At 57.0% G+C, this 15,524-nt stretch carries 18 protein-coding genes; all 18 read left to right on the top strand.

Annotated elements, in window-relative coordinates; translation table 11 throughout:
- Positions 1-12 precede the first annotated feature (12 nt).
- The 18 genes from dut (at position 13) to ACGHEN_RS06965 (ending at position 15,524) form a co-directional block, all read left to right on the top strand.
- Positions 13-450, top strand: a complete 438-nt coding sequence (gene dut, locus ACGHEN_RS07050) for a dUTP diphosphatase (protein WP_390398398.1) — start codon at positions 13-15, stop codon at positions 448-450.
- Between the two features lie 12 nt (positions 451-462).
- Positions 463-909, top strand: coding sequence for a hypothetical protein (locus ACGHEN_RS07045; RefSeq protein WP_390398395.1), 447 nt, complete (start codon positions 463-465; stop codon positions 907-909).
- A 108-nt stretch (positions 910-1,017) separates the two neighbouring features.
- Positions 1,018-1,347 (top strand): HNH endonuclease, encoded by a 330-nt coding sequence (locus tag ACGHEN_RS07040; protein WP_390398393.1) that lies wholly within the window; start codon positions 1,018-1,020, stop codon positions 1,345-1,347.
- 168 nt (positions 1,348-1,515) lie between these two features.
- Positions 1,516-1,929, top strand: coding sequence for a hypothetical protein (locus ACGHEN_RS07035; RefSeq protein ID WP_390398390.1), 414 nt, complete (start codon positions 1,516-1,518; stop codon positions 1,927-1,929).
- Positions 1,930-2,038: 109 nt separating this feature from the next.
- Entirely contained in the window at positions 2,039-3,646 is a 1,608-nt protein-coding gene (locus tag ACGHEN_RS07030; protein WP_390398388.1) for a terminase large subunit, read from the top strand.
- A 3-nt stretch (positions 3,647-3,649) separates the two neighbouring features.
- The gene (locus tag ACGHEN_RS07025) at positions 3,650-4,906 is read left to right on the top strand and encodes a phage portal protein (RefSeq protein ID WP_390398385.1); all 1,257 of its coding nucleotides are present in this window, start codon (positions 3,650-3,652) and stop codon (positions 4,904-4,906) included.
- On the top strand, positions 4,881-5,528 hold the full coding sequence (locus ACGHEN_RS07020; protein WP_390398382.1) for an HK97 family phage prohead protease: 648 nt from the start codon (positions 4,881-4,883) through the stop codon (positions 5,526-5,528). Before ACGHEN_RS07025 ends, ACGHEN_RS07020 begins: the two co-directional genes overlap by 26 nt.
- Before the next feature lie 2 nt (positions 5,529-5,530).
- Positions 5,531-6,784, top strand: coding sequence for a phage major capsid protein (locus tag ACGHEN_RS07015; protein ID WP_390398379.1), 1,254 nt, complete (start codon positions 5,531-5,533; stop codon positions 6,782-6,784).
- A gap of 14 nt (positions 6,785-6,798) precedes the next feature.
- Entirely contained in the window at positions 6,799-7,113 is a 315-nt protein-coding gene (locus ACGHEN_RS07010) for a hypothetical protein (RefSeq protein ID WP_390398376.1), read from the top strand.
- Complete coding sequence (locus ACGHEN_RS07005; protein WP_390398373.1) at positions 7,110-7,418, top strand: hypothetical protein; 309 nt, start codon at positions 7,110-7,112, stop codon at positions 7,416-7,418. Before ACGHEN_RS07010 ends, ACGHEN_RS07005 begins: the two co-directional genes overlap by 4 nt.
- Complete coding sequence (locus ACGHEN_RS07000; protein WP_390398370.1) at positions 7,415-7,792, top strand: hypothetical protein; 378 nt, start codon at positions 7,415-7,417, stop codon at positions 7,790-7,792. The genes ACGHEN_RS07005 and ACGHEN_RS07000 overlap by 4 nt, the downstream gene beginning before the upstream one ends.
- Positions 7,792-8,118: a hypothetical protein gene (locus tag ACGHEN_RS06995; RefSeq protein WP_390398367.1), complete on the top strand. Its 327-nt coding sequence runs from the start codon at positions 7,792-7,794 to the stop codon at positions 8,116-8,118. Before ACGHEN_RS07000 ends, ACGHEN_RS06995 begins: the two co-directional genes overlap by 1 nt.
- A gap of 14 nt (positions 8,119-8,132) precedes the next feature.
- Positions 8,133-8,729, top strand: coding sequence for a major tail protein (locus ACGHEN_RS06990; RefSeq protein ID WP_390398365.1), 597 nt, complete (start codon positions 8,133-8,135; stop codon positions 8,727-8,729).
- The gene (locus ACGHEN_RS06985; protein ID WP_390398362.1) at positions 8,729-9,175 is read left to right on the top strand and encodes a hypothetical protein; all 447 of its coding nucleotides are present in this window, start codon (positions 8,729-8,731) and stop codon (positions 9,173-9,175) included. Before ACGHEN_RS06990 ends, ACGHEN_RS06985 begins: the two co-directional genes overlap by 1 nt.
- A 40-nt stretch (positions 9,176-9,215) precedes the next feature.
- Positions 9,216-9,362: a hypothetical protein gene (locus ACGHEN_RS06980; RefSeq protein WP_390398360.1), complete on the top strand. Its 147-nt coding sequence runs from the start codon at positions 9,216-9,218 to the stop codon at positions 9,360-9,362.
- Positions 9,363-9,443: 81 nt separating this feature from the next.
- Complete coding sequence (locus ACGHEN_RS06975) at positions 9,444-12,050, top strand: hypothetical protein (protein WP_390398358.1); 2,607 nt, start codon at positions 9,444-9,446, stop codon at positions 12,048-12,050.
- Positions 12,040-12,774, top strand: a complete 735-nt coding sequence (locus tag ACGHEN_RS06970; protein ID WP_390398356.1) for a distal tail protein Dit — start codon at positions 12,040-12,042, stop codon at positions 12,772-12,774. The genes ACGHEN_RS06975 and ACGHEN_RS06970 overlap by 11 nt, the downstream gene beginning before the upstream one ends.
- Positions 12,765-15,524, top strand: a complete 2,760-nt coding sequence (locus ACGHEN_RS06965; protein ID WP_390398354.1) for a phage tail spike protein — start codon at positions 12,765-12,767, stop codon at positions 15,522-15,524. The genes ACGHEN_RS06970 and ACGHEN_RS06965 overlap by 10 nt, the downstream gene beginning before the upstream one ends.

Here is a 15,524-nt window from a genome sequence, read left to right as displayed (position 1 = left end):
TAAGGAGCTGACATGTACGGACGAAAGATGAACGTTTGCCTGGCTGACGGAACGTCCATGCCGACATACGCGCACGATGGCGATGCAGACTTCAACCTTTGCATCACCGAGGATGTAAGGCTTGAGCCAAACGCAAGCGCTGTCTGCGGACTTGGCTTTGCCTGCGAGATTCCGAGCGGTTGTGTCGGCTTGGTCTTCCCGCGCTCCGGCCTTGGCGCTCACTACGGCGTGACGCTGCGCAACAGCGTAGGCGTCATCGACAGCGGATACCGTGGCGAGGTGCATGCACCGCTGGTCAATCTCAGCTGTGACACCGTGTTTCTTCCCAAGGGTACGCGCGTGTGCCAGATGGTCGTTGTCCCGTTCGTGCCGTGTGATCTTGTCGGGGTCGATAGCCTGACCGACACCGAGCGCGGTACAGACGGCTTCGGCTCTACGGGCATCGACTAGGGTTGATGCCTTGTGGATGCCAAGGAATACTTCGAGCGCATCCGTGACGAGGTGGCTAGCATCGAGCACGCAAAGGAGATGCTAGCCCGCCTTAAGGCTCGCGAGGGAGCCAAGGCGCAGAGCTACAGCACGGGCGGCGGCGGTGGCGGCTCAGACCCTATGGATGCGATTAACGGGCGTATCGACTTTGAGGGGAGGTTGGAAAGGAGGATCGCGGACAGCCAATCCGAGGTGGACGAAGCGTGCGTGCTGCTATACGGTGCTGACAATCGCGGCGGCTTGGCTAAGCTCAAGGGCAACCGATACGCCGACGCGCTGTGCATGGCCTATCTCCAAGCGATGCCATGGGACGAGATAGCCGATGTGATGCAGTGCTCGCGCCAATGGTGCAGGGAGCTTTGTAACGTTGGGTTCCGCTATATCGACGAGGTGGGCTTTGCCGCGCTCAAAGATATTTGAGATTGGTACTTGTCATCACTTTTCAGTTTGTGCTACATTTCAGTACGGTGGATTATCAGAAAGGGACACGGCCTTGGGTCGCGTCCCTTTTTTGTTGGGGGTCGCGCAATGGCAAAGGGCTTCTCGTATCGGTTCTACCATTCCAAGGATTGGGAACAGGCGCGAGAGCTCGCATTGCAGCGCGACGCCTATCTTTGCCAGCACTGCCTTAAGGCTGGCATCGCAACACCGGCAACGATGGTGCATCACATCATCGAGCTAACACCATCGAACATCAGCGATCCGAACATAGCGACCGACACTCGCAACCTTGTAAGCCTGTGCGACCTCTGCCACAAGAAGGTGCACGGCTGGGCAAGGCAGGGCAGCACAAGGCAAGGGCTGCGCTTTGACGAGGACGGCAACTTGATTTCGCTGACAGACGAAAACACAGACTGAGCACAAGCGCACAGTCAAACAAAATGACAGACAAAACAGCAGGTCACAGCTTCGAGCTATCCCCCCGGTCTAAAACCAAGGCACCCAGCATAGGGCACCAACGCCGGAAGATAGAAATTTGCGTGTGACGGGTTTCAGAACGGGGGTGGTCTTGTGGGAAGGCGAAAAGTGTGCGAAAGTAACGACCTTTTGCCCAAAGCCACGGAAAGTCCCCCGAAGAAGCGCACCGCTTCCATCGAGAGCCGATACCAAAGCGAGCTGAAAAAGCTCCAACGGCTCACCAAGGACGCGATACCAGACGAGAAGCGAAGCGCCGTGCTTCCGCTGATGTCGAACATCGCGTTCTTGAAGGTCAAGCTTGACGAAGCCCGCCGCGAGCTGATGTACGAGAGCATCTTCACCGAATATGACAACGGCGGCGGTCAATCCGGCTTGCGAGAGCATCCGGGTTTCAGCGCCTACAACAAGTTGTTTACAACCTTCTCGCGCGGCATCAAACAGCTCACCGACATGATGCCGTCCGGCAGCACCGCAGGCGATGCGCTCATTGACTACCTCAATGAAACGCGCTTCGGCGGCTAAGAAGCGAAGCGGCACTGGTCGCTGCGAGCAGGCGATACGAAGCTACTTCGGTGGCATCATCAACGGTGAGATCACTGCTTGCGAGAAGATGCATCAGCTCGCGGAGCGCGTGCTGCGCGACCTGGACAACACCGATCCGCTCTATCCGTACCATTACCGCGAGGAATTTGCGGCAAAGCACGTCACCTTCATCGAGACGTTTTGCCGACTTCCGAGCGGAAAGCTTGGACGCAAGTTCAAGCTTGAGCTTTTCCAGTTGGCCATCCTTTCCGTAATCTTCGGTTTCGTGGATGCCGAGGGCTTGCGCCAATACCGCGAAGTCCTTTGGATTATGGGGCGAAAGAACGGCAAGACCGCACTTGCGTCGGCTATCGAGCTTGACTTGCTCATTAACGATGACGAGGGTGCGCCGGAAGTCTACAACGTGGCTACGGCTCACAATCAGGCGGCGAAGGGCTTCAACAACGCCTGGCGAATGGTGATGACCTCACCGGCGCTGGAAAAGCACGTGCGAAAGCGTGTGAGCGACCTTTACTGCGGCCTCAACATGGGGTCAATCAAGGCGCTTTCCGCCAACACGAATCATCTTGACGGCTTGGACATCTCAGGCGCTATCGTTGACGAGCTCGCAGCCATGCGAAACCGCGACCTCTACGACCTGACGATTCAGGGCATTTCCGCCCGTAGGCAACCGCTTGTTTTGGAGATCACGACCAACGGATTCGTGCGCGGCGGCATTTTCGACGCGCAGTACGAATACGCCACCAAATGGCTGAACGGCGAAGCATCTGGAGAAAAAGCCGAGCATTTCATCGCTTTCATTTTCGAGCTTGACGAGCGCGAGGAATGGAAGGACGAGAAGTGCTGGATTAAGGCGAATCCCGGGCTTGGAACAATCAAGTCTCTGAAATCGCTCAGGGAAAACGTCTCCAAGGCAATCGATGACCCGACATTTTTGCCGACGCTTCTGGTAAAGGACTTCAACCTCATTGAGAACCAGAGCCAAGCCTGGCTCAAATGGTCTGAGATACACAACGAAGCCACGTTCGACCCATCCGATGGGTCTTTTTCTTACGCAATTCTCGGCGTGGACGCTTCGGATACGACCGACCTAACGGCGGCGTGCCTGCTTATGATGCGCCCGAACGACGAGCATATATACGCAATGCACATGGCGTGGATTCCGCTTCGCGCCTTGGAGCAGGCGGAAGCCGAGGGGCGGCGTGGAGGTCGAGACGGCGTACCCTACGATGCCTGGATTGCCCGCGGGCTGCTCAGAACGTCGGCAACGCCGATCATTGACAAGCGCGACGTGTTGGATTGGGTCACGGAGGTTCAGGAAAAGTACGGCATCTACTCTGTCGCATGCGGCTATGACCCGTGGCATATGCGAGATGTTCCGACTGTCGAAGCGTACGAGGGCTATTTCGGAGCCGATAACTTCAAAAAGGTAATACAGGGCGCGCAAACCTTGTCAATGCCAATGAAGGAGCTTCGAGCGCTCTACAAGGAAAACCGCATCGTCGATAACCAGAACCCTATAGCGGAATGGTGCCGCTCCAACGTGATGATCAGAAACGACGCGAACGGCAACATTTCGCCCAACAAAATGAACCAAGACCCGCGCAATCGCATTGATGCTTGGGCGGCTGAGTGTGATGCATTCGTTGTACTCAGAGACATGATGGATGACTACCAAAGCATGATTGGAGGTTAAAACGTGCGAAAACCAACGCTTTTCCGCTCGATGTTCGATGCCGTGTTTCATAAGCCTATCATGCAGGCAGTCGATGGCTATTTTCAGACGTTCACGGCGTACTCGCCGCGTTTCACGTCGTGGTCTGGCGGTATCTACGAAGCCGAGCTGACGCGCTCCATAATCGAGCGAAACGCCGACCATGCTTCAAAGCTCCGTCCCGAGATTTCTGGCACGGCGCAACCGCAATGGACGCGCTCTTTGCAGTGGCAACCGAACCCGTGGATGACCGTGCCGCAATTTTTGCATCGCGTCTCAACGATACTTGACGTTTGCGACACGTGCCTGATCGTCCCTGTTGACGGCGGGGACGGAATCACGTCCGTTGGCTATTACCCAGTGCTGCCAAGTCAGTGCGAAGCCTACGACGTTGACGGCGCTTTGTGGCTTGAGCTCCGTTTTCCCGGCGGCGATAAGACCTTGATTGAGTGGTCGCGCATCGGCGTTATGACGCGGCATCAGTTCAAGAGCGATTTGTTCGGAGACGGTACCAACGTGCTCAATCCGACGCTTGACTTGATTCACGCTCAAGAGGAAGCCGAGAAAACAGCTATCGAGCAGGGCGCGGCGGTGCGCTTCATCGGCAAGCTTTCGCAAAACCGAAACCCGGAAGACACGAAGAAGTCTGCCAAGGACTTCAACGAGCAGTTGGGAGCGTCGAACGCGGGCGGCATCGTCGTTTACGACAACAAGTATCAAGAGGTTAAGCAGATTGCGCCACAGAACTACACCGTTGACGCCGCACAAATGGAGCGCATAGAAAAAGCGGCCTATCGTTTCTTCGGATCGAGCGAAGACATCGTTATGAACCGAGCCGACGAGGACACGTACAACGCGTTTTATGAGGGACGTACTGAGGTCTTCGCTATCCAGCTCGGGTACGTACTCACGGCGATGACGTTCACACCGAACGAGATTGCACATGGCAACTCGATTATGTTCAGTGCAAATCGCCTTGAGTTCGCGAGCAACCAAACGAAGCTCAACGTTTCGACGGCGCTGTTCGACCGAGGGATTTGGTGTGGCAATCAGGTTGCAGAGGTGTTCCAGTCACCGTCTTACCCCGGCGGCGAGCGTCACGTAATTCGCGGTGAGTACATTGACCTGGACTTGATCAGCGAGCACACAACAGATCAGGCGGCGAAGGCCGCCGAGACGAACGCGAATATCGACAAAATCGATGGAAAGGGTGGTGATGCCGATGCCGGCGAAACCGAATGAGCGCCAGTACCGCCAGATGTCGGTGGTCCTGAGAAGCCTTGACGGCGGCGAAGGCCGCGAGAAGCGCATCGAATCCGACTACTACGTCGAGGGATACGCTTCGACATTCAATGACCCATATGTCCTATATGAAGACCCTTGGGACGGTATCGAGTACCGCGAAGTCATCAGCCCAGACGCATTCGTCGATACAGACATGAGCGACATCATCATGCAGTTTGACCATGTGGGCGACGTTTTGGCGCGCCAGTCGAACGGAACGCTCATCGTCGAGCCCGATGAGCACGGGCTTTTTATGGCCGCAGACCTCTCGAAATCAGAAGCCGCCCGAAACCGATTCGAGGAAATCGATAACGGCCTTGTTACGCGCATGTCGTGGGCGTTCACCATCGGCGCGTCCGAGTACGACCGAGACACGCATACCACGACAATCACGCGCGTCAAGAAGATTTATGACGTGTCCGCAGTCAGCCTTCCTGCTGACCCGAACACCGAAATAAGTGCAAGAAACCTGCTCAACGGAGTGATTGAGCAGTCGCGCAAGGAGTTTGCGCGAAGGAAGGGCGCGTTGCTTCGAGCAAAAGCGTGCCTGGCAATTACCAATGCGAAGAAAGGTAACTAGCAATGACACTTGAGGAACTTCTTAACGACCTGCAAGCGCTTGTCGACCAGTATTCTGACGGTACTGAACCGACGGAAGAGGATGCAGCCCGCATGGCAGAGCTGACCGACCAGATTAACGAGCGCACCGCCCAGACCGCACAGGCGGCGCAGGCACGCAACGCCGCCGTCGCGAATGCCCGTGCCGCCATCGACGCAGGCCGCGCACAGCGCGTGGATTCCGTGCCGCTGGCGCGTTCCGCCAACGTCACTGGCGCTTCCGGCGCTGTCTACGATGTGACCGACTATGACGCAGCCGAGCGCCGCGCGTGGGTCAAGGGCCTTGCCGAGCGTTCCGGCATCCAGCTTGTCGGCGGCACCGCGCTTACCGATGCCGAGCGTGCGGCTCAGCGACACGCAATCGAGCAGCGAGCCGAGTTCACCATGACCACGGCCAACACCGAATCCCTCGTTCCCGTTGCCGTGCAGAAAGAGATCATTTCCCTCATCGACAACACCGCAGTTTTCTTCGGTGACATCAGCCGAACGAACATGTCCGGTCAGGTCGAGTTCCCGCGTCACAAGTCCATTACCGCAGGCGACGCGGCCAAGACCAAAGAGGGAGAAGCGCCAACCGACGTCGAGCAGAATGATTTCGACAACGTTCCGCTTGTGGGTGAGGAGATCAAGAAGACTGTCGAGATGTCCCGCAAGATGGCAACGCAGTCTCTTTCCGGCTTCGAGCAGTACATCATTACCGAGGTCTCTGCGCGACTTTCTGTCGCGTGCAACGCCTTTGCCCATGAGAAGCTTGGCGATGCCAAATACGGCATGGCAGCGGCGAACAAGATTCAGACCGCAGCGGCAAAGAGCCTTACCAAGGCCGATATGGTTAAGATGCTCAGCCTGCTTCGAACCTACGGCAACGCCGCCGCAAAGGGAATTATCATCTACGCCAACAACAGCACCATTTGGAATCAAATTGCCATGATCGAGGACACAACTGGTCGTTCTTACTTCGTCAACGAAGCGACCGATGACCCGATCGTTCAGGGTCGCATCTTCGGCAAGGTGGTCAAGCAGGACGATTCCATTGCCGATGGCGTTATCAAGGCTGGTTTCCCCGACCTCTTCAAGGGCAATATCTTTGATGGCCCGGATGTGACGCCTTACGTCCAGCCTCGCACCCAGAAGCGCTGCTTCGACGGTTACGTTCTGTTTGACGGCGTGCTTGCCGTGCCGGAAGCCTTCGCGCAGCTCACCATCAAGTCTGCTTAAGGAGGTGGCGCGGTATGGCCGTAAAAGCTAAAGAAAAGCTGCTGGATGCGTGCCGCGCCGCGCTTCGCATCCCGGCTTTCGTCAACGACTATGACGAAGAGATCTCGGACGTTATTGAAGCCGCCCGCGCCGAGTTGGTGGCGGGCGGCGTGGCGGATGCCAAGGCGCACGACGATTCGGACGGGCGCGTTCGACTTGCGATAAAGGTTTACGTCAAGGCGAACTTCGGCATGGACAATCCGGACGCCGAGCGCTTCATGAAGTCGTTCGAAACCATGCTCACGAGCATGAGCGGTGATTCTGCTTACAACGGCGGCGATGTCGCATGAGCGGGTGGGCTGGCATCTGTACGCTGATCGCCACGGTATCCGAGCGTGACGAGCTGGGAGTATCGCACAAAAAGGAGCGGTGCCGCCGTGTGCCGTGCAACGTGTACGGCATCAGCCAGACGGCGTATTACACCGCCGCGCAGGCCGGAGTTAAGCCGCAGGCCGTCATCACGGTACGCGCGTGCGCATACAGCGGTGAAAGGCTCTGCGAGTTCGGCGGTATCCGCTACGCCGTCGATTCGGCGGTTGTGGCGAACGTCGACAATGTGCGGCTTACGCTGGTCGAGAAAGTAGGCAACCGGTGAGCGGGATAAAGATTGACCAGCTTGAATCGATTATCGTCAACAGCATCGAAGAGGTTATCGAGGACAACGAAGAGGTCTTGCAGGGCAACGTCAAGGCCGCTGGCAGCAAGGCGGTTCGCCTTCTGAAAGAGCGAAGCCGGAAGAAGAAGCGCCACGGCGGAAGCTATGCAAGGGGATGGTCTGCCGACGTTAAGAGCGAAGCGACTGGCACCACCTGCGTTGTTCACAACAGGCAGTATCAGCTTACGCATTTGCTTGAGAACGGCCACGTTATCAAAAACCAGCACGGAAGCTATCCGGGCAGGGTCGAAGGCGATCACGTTATCGAAGGCGTTTACAGGGAAGTTGCTGCTGAGTTCTCAAAGGGGGCGTAATGAACAGCCTTAAAGACCTGGCACAGCTTCTTGATGCATTCGGCCTGCCGTGGGCTAACGGCGGTTTCCGCGATGGAGAGTTTCCCACACCTCCGTATATCGACATCGAAGCCGGTTACGGCGATGGCGTGAGCGCCGACAACGTGGGATGGTGCCGCTGGATGCCCTACGATGTGGCGCTTTACGTTCGAGAGCGCGACTACGAGCTTGAGAAGCGATTCGAAGCGGCGCTCGATGTCGCAGAGTTTAACTACAACAAGACGGTAACGCCGCTTGACGGTGACGAGCTGGTTGAGACGGCTTACGAAATCGACGTTACCGAATGATGAAAGGAGCCGACATGGCGCGAAATGGATTTTTCGGCGTTAAGAACGCGCACATCGCGCGTTTTACCGACGAGGATACGTTTAAATATGAGAAGCCTGTCCACATCCCCGGCACGGTCGAAATCAAGGTCGATCCGTCCATTGAGCAGGCAACGAGCTACGGTGACAACGAGCCGTGGTTGGACAAGTACCAGGACAACGGCGGTTCCGTCACGTGGTCGCTCTACGACATCGAGAGCACACCGGAGCTGCGCGAGCTTATGGCCGACATCAACGGATTCGACATCGACCAGAAAGGCCGCGTGCTGGCAACGTCGGGCAAGCCTCCTAAACCGTTTGCGCTCTTGTTCGAGCAGCCAGGCCACGCCGTCGGAAGGCGTCGATGCATCTACAAGTGCACCAGTAAGCCCATCTCTATCGATGCCAAGACGCTTGAAGAGAAGCCCGACATCACGCAGCTTGATTACGCGCTTACGTTCCGCCCCGTCAAGCTGCCGAGCGGCTGGCGCGGCAGCTACATCGACACATATGGCGATATTGACGGTTACGACAAATTCTTCGAAGAGGTAGATACTGCCGTCACGCCCAAGACTGTTAGCGAGGTCGCGTAATGGACGGCGGGATCATCGAGGTAGGCGGAGTTGAGTATCCCGTCGCTTGCAACGCCTTTACACCTATTGTGTACTCGCGCGAGTTCTTCGTTGAGCGCAAGGACGGGAGCCGCCGCCCCAAGGACATCAACGAAGCCATTTCCGTTGTTCTTGATGTCTCGGCAGCGTCGAATATTCCGCCTATCGTGCCACTGCTTGAGATTTTCTACGCCTGCGCGAAGACGTACAACGCCACGGCAAAGGAGAAGACAGATCTTGGCAAGTCCTTTGAGGATTGGGTTTGCGGCTTCCCGCAATCGGAATTCGACCTTGAGCGCGAAGGCGGTTGGGCATCTGACGTGATGCAGATCATCAAGGACAACTTTTTTCCGAACGCAAAAGCGGACGTGGAAGCCGCGACCGCCGAAGCATCAGATGCCGCCGCTTCCGCCGGAGCTGGAGAGTAGCTGCGACACACTCTATATCTATTCTTGCCAGCAGGCTGGATTGAGCATCCAAGACCTGCACACGCTGTCTTATGCGCAAGTGCAAAATCTTATTGATATATACAGCTTCGTCAACGATGCCGTGGCGTATGCCGAGGATGACGAGCAGGCGCGGCAGGGCGAAGCGGCCTTCTGGTCTGGACTGTGAGCGTAAAGCGCCAGCGCACCTATGCGGTGCGCTGTTCTGTGCGCTCATTTCTTTCATTGACAACTGAAAAGAGGTGGAACCGTGGCTGTCACGTACAAAGGTCTGACTATCAAGTTCGGCGGAGATACGACCGAGTTGCAGGGCGCATTGAAGAGCGTGCAGAGCACGGCGAAGGATACGCAGGGCGCGTTGAAGGACATCAATCGCGCCCTGAAATTCGATCCCGGCAACACGGATTTGCTCGTAGAGAAGGAAAAACTTCTCAATCGAGCATACGGCGAGACGAAAACGAAGCTCGATGCATATAAAGCAGCGCTCGCGACACTTGATGAAAAGAAGCGGAGCGGCGCGGCACTCACCGAGCGCGAGGAAGCGCAGTACTCGAGCCTTAAGGCTCAGATTGCCATTTGCGAGAACCAGCTCGAGAGCTATTCCGACGATTTGAAAAGCGTCAGCCGCGAAGCCCAGGCATCGAAGAGCAGCCTTTACCAGTTCGGTCAGACAATTCAGGACAACAGCGATAAGCTGGAAAAGGCCGGCAAGGGTCTAGAGACTGCCGGAAAGACGATTACCGGTGCCGTCACCGGCACCGCCACTGCGCTTGTCGGGCTTGCCAGCAGCCAGGAAGAGCAGATCGAGCAGACGCATCAGCTGGACGCTGCCTGGAGGGATGCAGGCGGCACGTCCGAGCAGGCGCGAAGCTCCTATACCCTGTTTTATAAGCTACTTGGCGAAGAGGACACCGCGACCGAAGCCGCACAGAACCTGTCACGCTTGACCACTAACCAGCAGGAACTGGACAAGTGGAGCAACATCGCCGCAGGCTCGTTCTCCAAGTTCGGCGATGCATTGCCGCTCGAAAACCTCGTGGAAGCATCGCAGGAGACGGCGCACACCGGCACCGTCACCGGCGGTCTTGCCGATGCCCTCAACTGGGCAACGGCAAGCAACGAGCAGTGGAGCGCAGCACTCTCCGGCAACCATGCGGCACAGCAGGCTTTCAACGACCAGATCGCTCAGGGCGCTACCAAAGAGGACGCTTTCAATGCGGCGCTTGCCGCCTGCGGTGACGAGCAGGAGCGTTCCTCGCTTATCACGCAGACGCTCGATGGCCTTTACGGCAACATTGGCGAGACGTACCAAGAGACTAATAAGACGATGCTCGACACGCGCGAAGCGCAGGCCGAGCTAAACCAGAAGATGGCCGAAGCCGGCGAAGCGGCCATGCCCTTCAAGGAAAAGGCGCTCGAGCTTGGAACGACCCTGCTTGAGAAGGTAACGCCGGCGCTCGAGGGCGTTAGCGACTGGTACAAGTCCCTAACGCCAGAGCAGCAGGACATGGCAACAAACGTCGTTTTGGGGACGGTCGCGTTCGGCGGGCTCACAACGGGCATCGGCAAGACGCTCCAAAAGGGCATCGAGATCGGCCAGACGTTCAAGGACGTTGCCGGTGGCTTCGCTTCCCTCGCAGGCAAGTTCGGCGAGGGCGGCGGCGCTATAAGCACGGCTGCAACGGGCTTCGGCGGCATCGCCGAGAAAGCGGGCGGCTTGGCATCTACCCTTGGCGGCAAGCTCTCTACAGGGTGGACATCGTTCACCGGATTGATCGCCGCAAACCCAATCTTGCTTGGCGTGGCTGCGGTTGCCGCTGCCGTCGCTGGCCTTACGTGGTTCTTCACGCAGACCGAGACTGGTAAACAGCTCTGGTCTGACTTCACTGGCTGGATTTCAGAAAAATGGCAGGACGTGCAGGATTTCTTCGCAGGCGTGCCGGAATTCTGGTCTGGGATTTGGGACGGGATAACCGGAAAGGCCGAAGAGGTCAAGAACGGCCTTTCGGAAAAGTTCGAAGGCATAAGGCAAGGCGCGTCCGATGCTTGGGAGGGCTTGAAGGCCAACGCGTCCGATGCTTGGGAGAATCTGAAATCCGGAGCATCTGAAAAATTCGGCGCTATCAGGGATTCAATCCAAACAGATATGAACACCGGAAAAATTGTCGGTTCTTCGGCTTCAAATGCCCTTAAAGCTGCCATGAACGGTGATTGGGACGCTGCGAAGTCGCAGGCCGGTATTGCCTTCCAGGCTATCCAAAGCAACATCCAGACGAAGATGAATAATGCGAAGGATAATGCGATAAACGCCGGAAACGCCATCGGTGAGAAGCTTGGCTTCCCGGGGCTTGGCAGCAAGGTCGCTGGCGTTTTCTCGAACATCAAGAGCAATATCACTTCGCCGATCAATGATGCCTGGAACTTTGTCAGCAGCATCCCCGGCAGGATTCAGGGGGCGTTCAGCGGGATTCGCATCAGTTTGCCGCATATCAGCTTGCCGCATTTCCACGTCAGCTGGCGTGACATCGGTGGCGTTGTGGAACTGCCGTCCATCAGCGTCAACTGGTATGCAAAGGGCGCATCGTTCGACAAGCCTTCAATCATTGGCGTTGGCGAAGCTGGACTTGAGCACGTCACGCCCGATACAAAGCTGCGCACAAGCGTCAGAGAGAGCGTCGAGGCGGGTATTTCTCGCGTGCTCGACCGCCTAAGCGGCGGCTTCGGTGGCGGAGCCCAGGTGAACGTGACCGTCAACGCTACCGTTGCAAACAGCATGGACGCGTATACGACCGGTCAGCAGATCGGCGCTGGTATTGCCAGCAGGTTAAAGCAGAAGGGGGTGCCCGTTGGAGTTTAAGCGTAAGCGAAACCAAAGCGACAGCATTGTCTTCAACGGGCACGACCTGTCGAAGCTCGTCTACTGTAAGGTGCGCCGCCCAATCATGGCGGACGTTTCGGCGAGCTTCGAGGATGCGCCCGGACGGCACGGCGAATACTTCAAGAACGCTCGTCGCGCCGGTTACGATTTGCAGATTGACATGTGGATTCGCACCGAGCACCGGCGCGAGGTCGCAAAGGCACGCCATGAGCTGGCGGCGCTGCTCTGGTCTGACGAGCCAGCGCCGCTTTATCTGCCCGATGACCCTACGCGTTATTTGATGGCAATCGTTAGCGGCGCAACCGACCTTGACGAGATCACCGACGATTGCCCGCAGGCAACCGTTACGTTCCACATCGGCGACCCCGACTATTACGGCCAGCATCGCCGGATGGACGTGAGCGGCGCGGCATCGTTCGCTGTCGGCGGCACGCTGCCTGCGGCGCTCACCGTGACGGCCAAGCCCGGCGCTTGCAGCTCTTGGCGCATCACCAACACCGACACCGCCGAGTTCGTCGAGGTTGTCCAGCCGTTGACGGCTTCGAGCGTGGTTCGGATGGATTTCGATAAAGAGCACGTGACCGTTAACGGCTATGTCGCTCAGCTCAACATCATGAGCGACTTTTTCAGTGTTAAAGACCGTGCACACATCAAAATCTCTAGCGGTTCCGCGACGTTGGAATGGGAGGAAAGATGGCTTTAACCAAGAAGGTCAACTTCACCCGTTTCAGCCGTTTCGGCGCGAACCTCGGACGGCTCACCTACACCGCCGCGACTCATGTGGACGCGACAGACGGCACCGACGAGCTTAAGATCAGGTGCGACGAGGATTTAGGCAAGGGCGAGTACCTTGTCTGGGTTGACCGCCAAGGCGTTGTGCACGAGCACATAGTCGACAAAATCGAGCGGCTGCACGATGACAGCGGCAAGCCCTATACCAGTGCAACGTGCATCAACTCCATCAACGAGACGTGGGATGACTATATCGAGGACAAGCGGCCGTCCGGCAGCGTGGCCGTGGCGCTCGCTTCAATACTCGCTGGCACACGTTGGGAAGTCGGCAACTGCGACCAACCAGGCAGCGCTTCGCATACCTTCTATCACGTAAAAGTCCGCGAGGGCTTGAGCGATCTGCTCAAAACATGGGGCGGCGAGATTGAAACCGTCATCGTAACGGACGGCGTGCGGGTCACACACCGATACGTGCGCGTGGTCGCGAAGCGCGGAAACCAACAAAGCCCCAAGCGCTTCACGTGGACTAAAGACCTGATCAGCATCAAGCGCAAGACCGGCAGCGCCAACCCAAAGACGAGGGTTTACGGTTACGGCAAGGGTGTTGAAACGGATGGCGGCGGCTATGGCCGACGCTTGACTTTCGGCGATATAAACGGCGGCAAGGATTACGTCGAGGGTGCGTCCGCAACCGAGGTTTGGGGGCATCCCGACGGCAACGGCGGCATCGCGCCTGCGGTGGACGTTTACATTAACGAGCAATGCGAGGACGCGGCGCAGCTTCTTGCCGAGACGAACGACTACCTTGAGCGAGCCAAAACGCCGTCCGTCTCTTATGAAGCGAGTGTGATCGACCTATTTGCTTTCGGTCGAGATTGGGAAAGCGTTGCCGTCGGCGATTGCGTGGCGATCATCGACAAGGGCTTCTCCGCTGCGGGAATCAGGCTCAAGGGTCGCGTCTCGAAGCTGACCCTCGACTTGGTGACAGGCGATGCCACGGTGGTGTTCGGCAACTTAACCGATGATCTGGCCGACATCTTTCAGTCAATGGCGCAGCAGATCAAGAGCGGCAGCAATCAGCGGGCTAACTACGATGCGGCGGCTGGCACGTCCGTCTCGTGGCTCAACCAGCTCATGGCGGCGCTCAACAAGGCGTTCAATGCCGTCGGCACCTACAAGGTCGAGACGTTCGAGCTTGGCGTGATCTACTCCAACGTGCCGTTGGATGCCGCGACTGGCGTTCCGCTCAAGTCAACGTCCGGCATGTGGGCTGTCAATATCAACGGCATGGGCATCCGCCTTGCCGCAAATCTTACAAGCGACGGCCAATGGAATTGGCGAACGTTTATAACCGGCGCACAGGTGAGCGCCGATTGCATCAACGCCGGAACGATGCGGGCAGACCGCATCCGCGCTGGCTTGCTCACCGACGAGGTGGGCGCGAACTATTGGGACTTGGAAACAGGCGAATTCCAGCTTTCGCCAAATGCCAAATACGGCGATGGCGGCTGGACTGTCGATGGCGTTATCGAAGACCTGCACAGCGGCATGACGCAGAACGGAAAACACATCGAGGCCCTTGGGGAAGACTTCCAGACAAGGAATAAGGAACTCGACGAGACGATAAGTACCCTCGACAAGACGGTTGACGACATCGCCAAAGACGGGATCGTCACCGAGGCGGAGAAAGCTGCCGTCAATAAGATTCTCCAGACCGTGCAGAAAGATAAAGAAGACCTATCTGCGCTACACAAATCGCTGTCGTCAAACAAAAACTTGCAGGTTCAGTTCAAGGCGCAAGTCTTAGAGCCGAGGTACAACAAAGCGTTCGGCGAGGGCGGAGCGTTCGATGTCCTGATGTCAGCCATCTCGGATGTCACAAACTGCTCAACAGCCGAGGCGCTGAAAGCCGCCATGTCGGATTATAAGAGCGCCTATGAAAGCTACTCATCCGCAGTAACGGTCTATTCGGCGGTAGCGCGACAGGCGGCGAGCATGATTGCGCAAGAGGTTGCTAAGACCGATGCGGAGAAACTTGTCGACAATCTCGACGAGAGCCTCAAACAGCAAGAGATCTTCAATCGGCTAACTAACGACGGAGCAAACAAAGGCATCTACATGTCCAATGGCGAGCTGTACGTCAATGCGACATACCTCAAGAGCGGAACAATCGGCGACGGTCAGGGGAAGAACTACTGGAATCTGACGAGCGGCTATTTCCAGACGACCTATGGCGTCATCGGCGGGCTATCAATCGACAAAAACAAATTGTATAGATATAAGCTCACGCTCGACTCGAATACCTCTGGCCTGTACATCGGAACGGACGGCTTCAGCGTGGGCGGCGGCACCTGCTACACAGCAATGGCCAACGGATACCTATACGGCGGCACAGCTGAGGACATTACGGGCTACGTCGGATTCAACAACTACAACACCAAGTCCAAGGTGTATGGCGCGCGTCTCGCTGGCAAAGGGTGCATCTGCCTTCTCACCGATGACTGGATCGGTGTCGGCGAATACAAAGACCGTGGCGAGTACGTCTCCTGTAAGACCGGCATGAGCGGCAGCGTCACACTCGTCGGGAACCTGAAAAGCTCGTGGACAAATCTTCAACTGACCGGAACGTATAACGTGTCCGGCCTTTGCCAAAACCTGTCTATGACTTGGACAAATTGGACGATCACTTTCGACCACGGACTAATGATCACGTCGCTATAA

This window comes from Collinsella sp. i06-0019-1H4, assembly GCF_042849575.1.
Taxonomy (GTDB): domain Bacteria; phylum Actinomycetota; class Coriobacteriia; order Coriobacteriales; family Coriobacteriaceae; genus Collinsella.
This window is presented reverse-complemented; position numbering and strand designations above follow the sequence as displayed.

Bases quoted from the DNA above. Each gene is read 5' to 3' on its own strand.
- ACGHEN_RS07040 (WP_390398393.1), top strand. From the start codon at position 1,018: ATGGCAAAGGGCTTCTCGTATCGGTTCTACCATTCCAAGGATTGGGAA.
- ACGHEN_RS06965 (WP_390398354.1), top strand. From the start codon at position 12,765: ATGGCTTTAACCAAGAAGGTCAACTTCACCCGTTTCAGCCGTTTCGGC.
- ACGHEN_RS07015 (WP_390398379.1), top strand. From the start codon at position 5,531: ATGACACTTGAGGAACTTCTTAACGACCTGCAAGCGCTTGTCGACCAG.
- ACGHEN_RS07005 (WP_390398373.1), top strand. From the start codon at position 7,110: ATGAGCGGGTGGGCTGGCATCTGTACGCTGATCGCCACGGTATCCGAG.
- ACGHEN_RS06995 (WP_390398367.1), top strand. From the start codon at position 7,792: ATGAACAGCCTTAAAGACCTGGCACAGCTTCTTGATGCATTCGGCCTG.
- ACGHEN_RS07020 (WP_390398382.1), top strand. From the start codon at position 4,881: ATGCCGATGCCGGCGAAACCGAATGAGCGCCAGTACCGCCAGATGTCG.
- dut (WP_390398398.1), top strand. From the start codon at position 13: ATGTACGGACGAAAGATGAACGTTTGCCTGGCTGACGGAACGTCCATG.
- ACGHEN_RS07010 (WP_390398376.1), top strand. From the start codon at position 6,799: ATGGCCGTAAAAGCTAAAGAAAAGCTGCTGGATGCGTGCCGCGCCGCG.
- ACGHEN_RS06990 (WP_390398365.1), top strand. From the start codon at position 8,133: ATGGCGCGAAATGGATTTTTCGGCGTTAAGAACGCGCACATCGCGCGT.
- ACGHEN_RS06985 (WP_390398362.1), top strand. From the start codon at position 8,729: ATGGACGGCGGGATCATCGAGGTAGGCGGAGTTGAGTATCCCGTCGCT.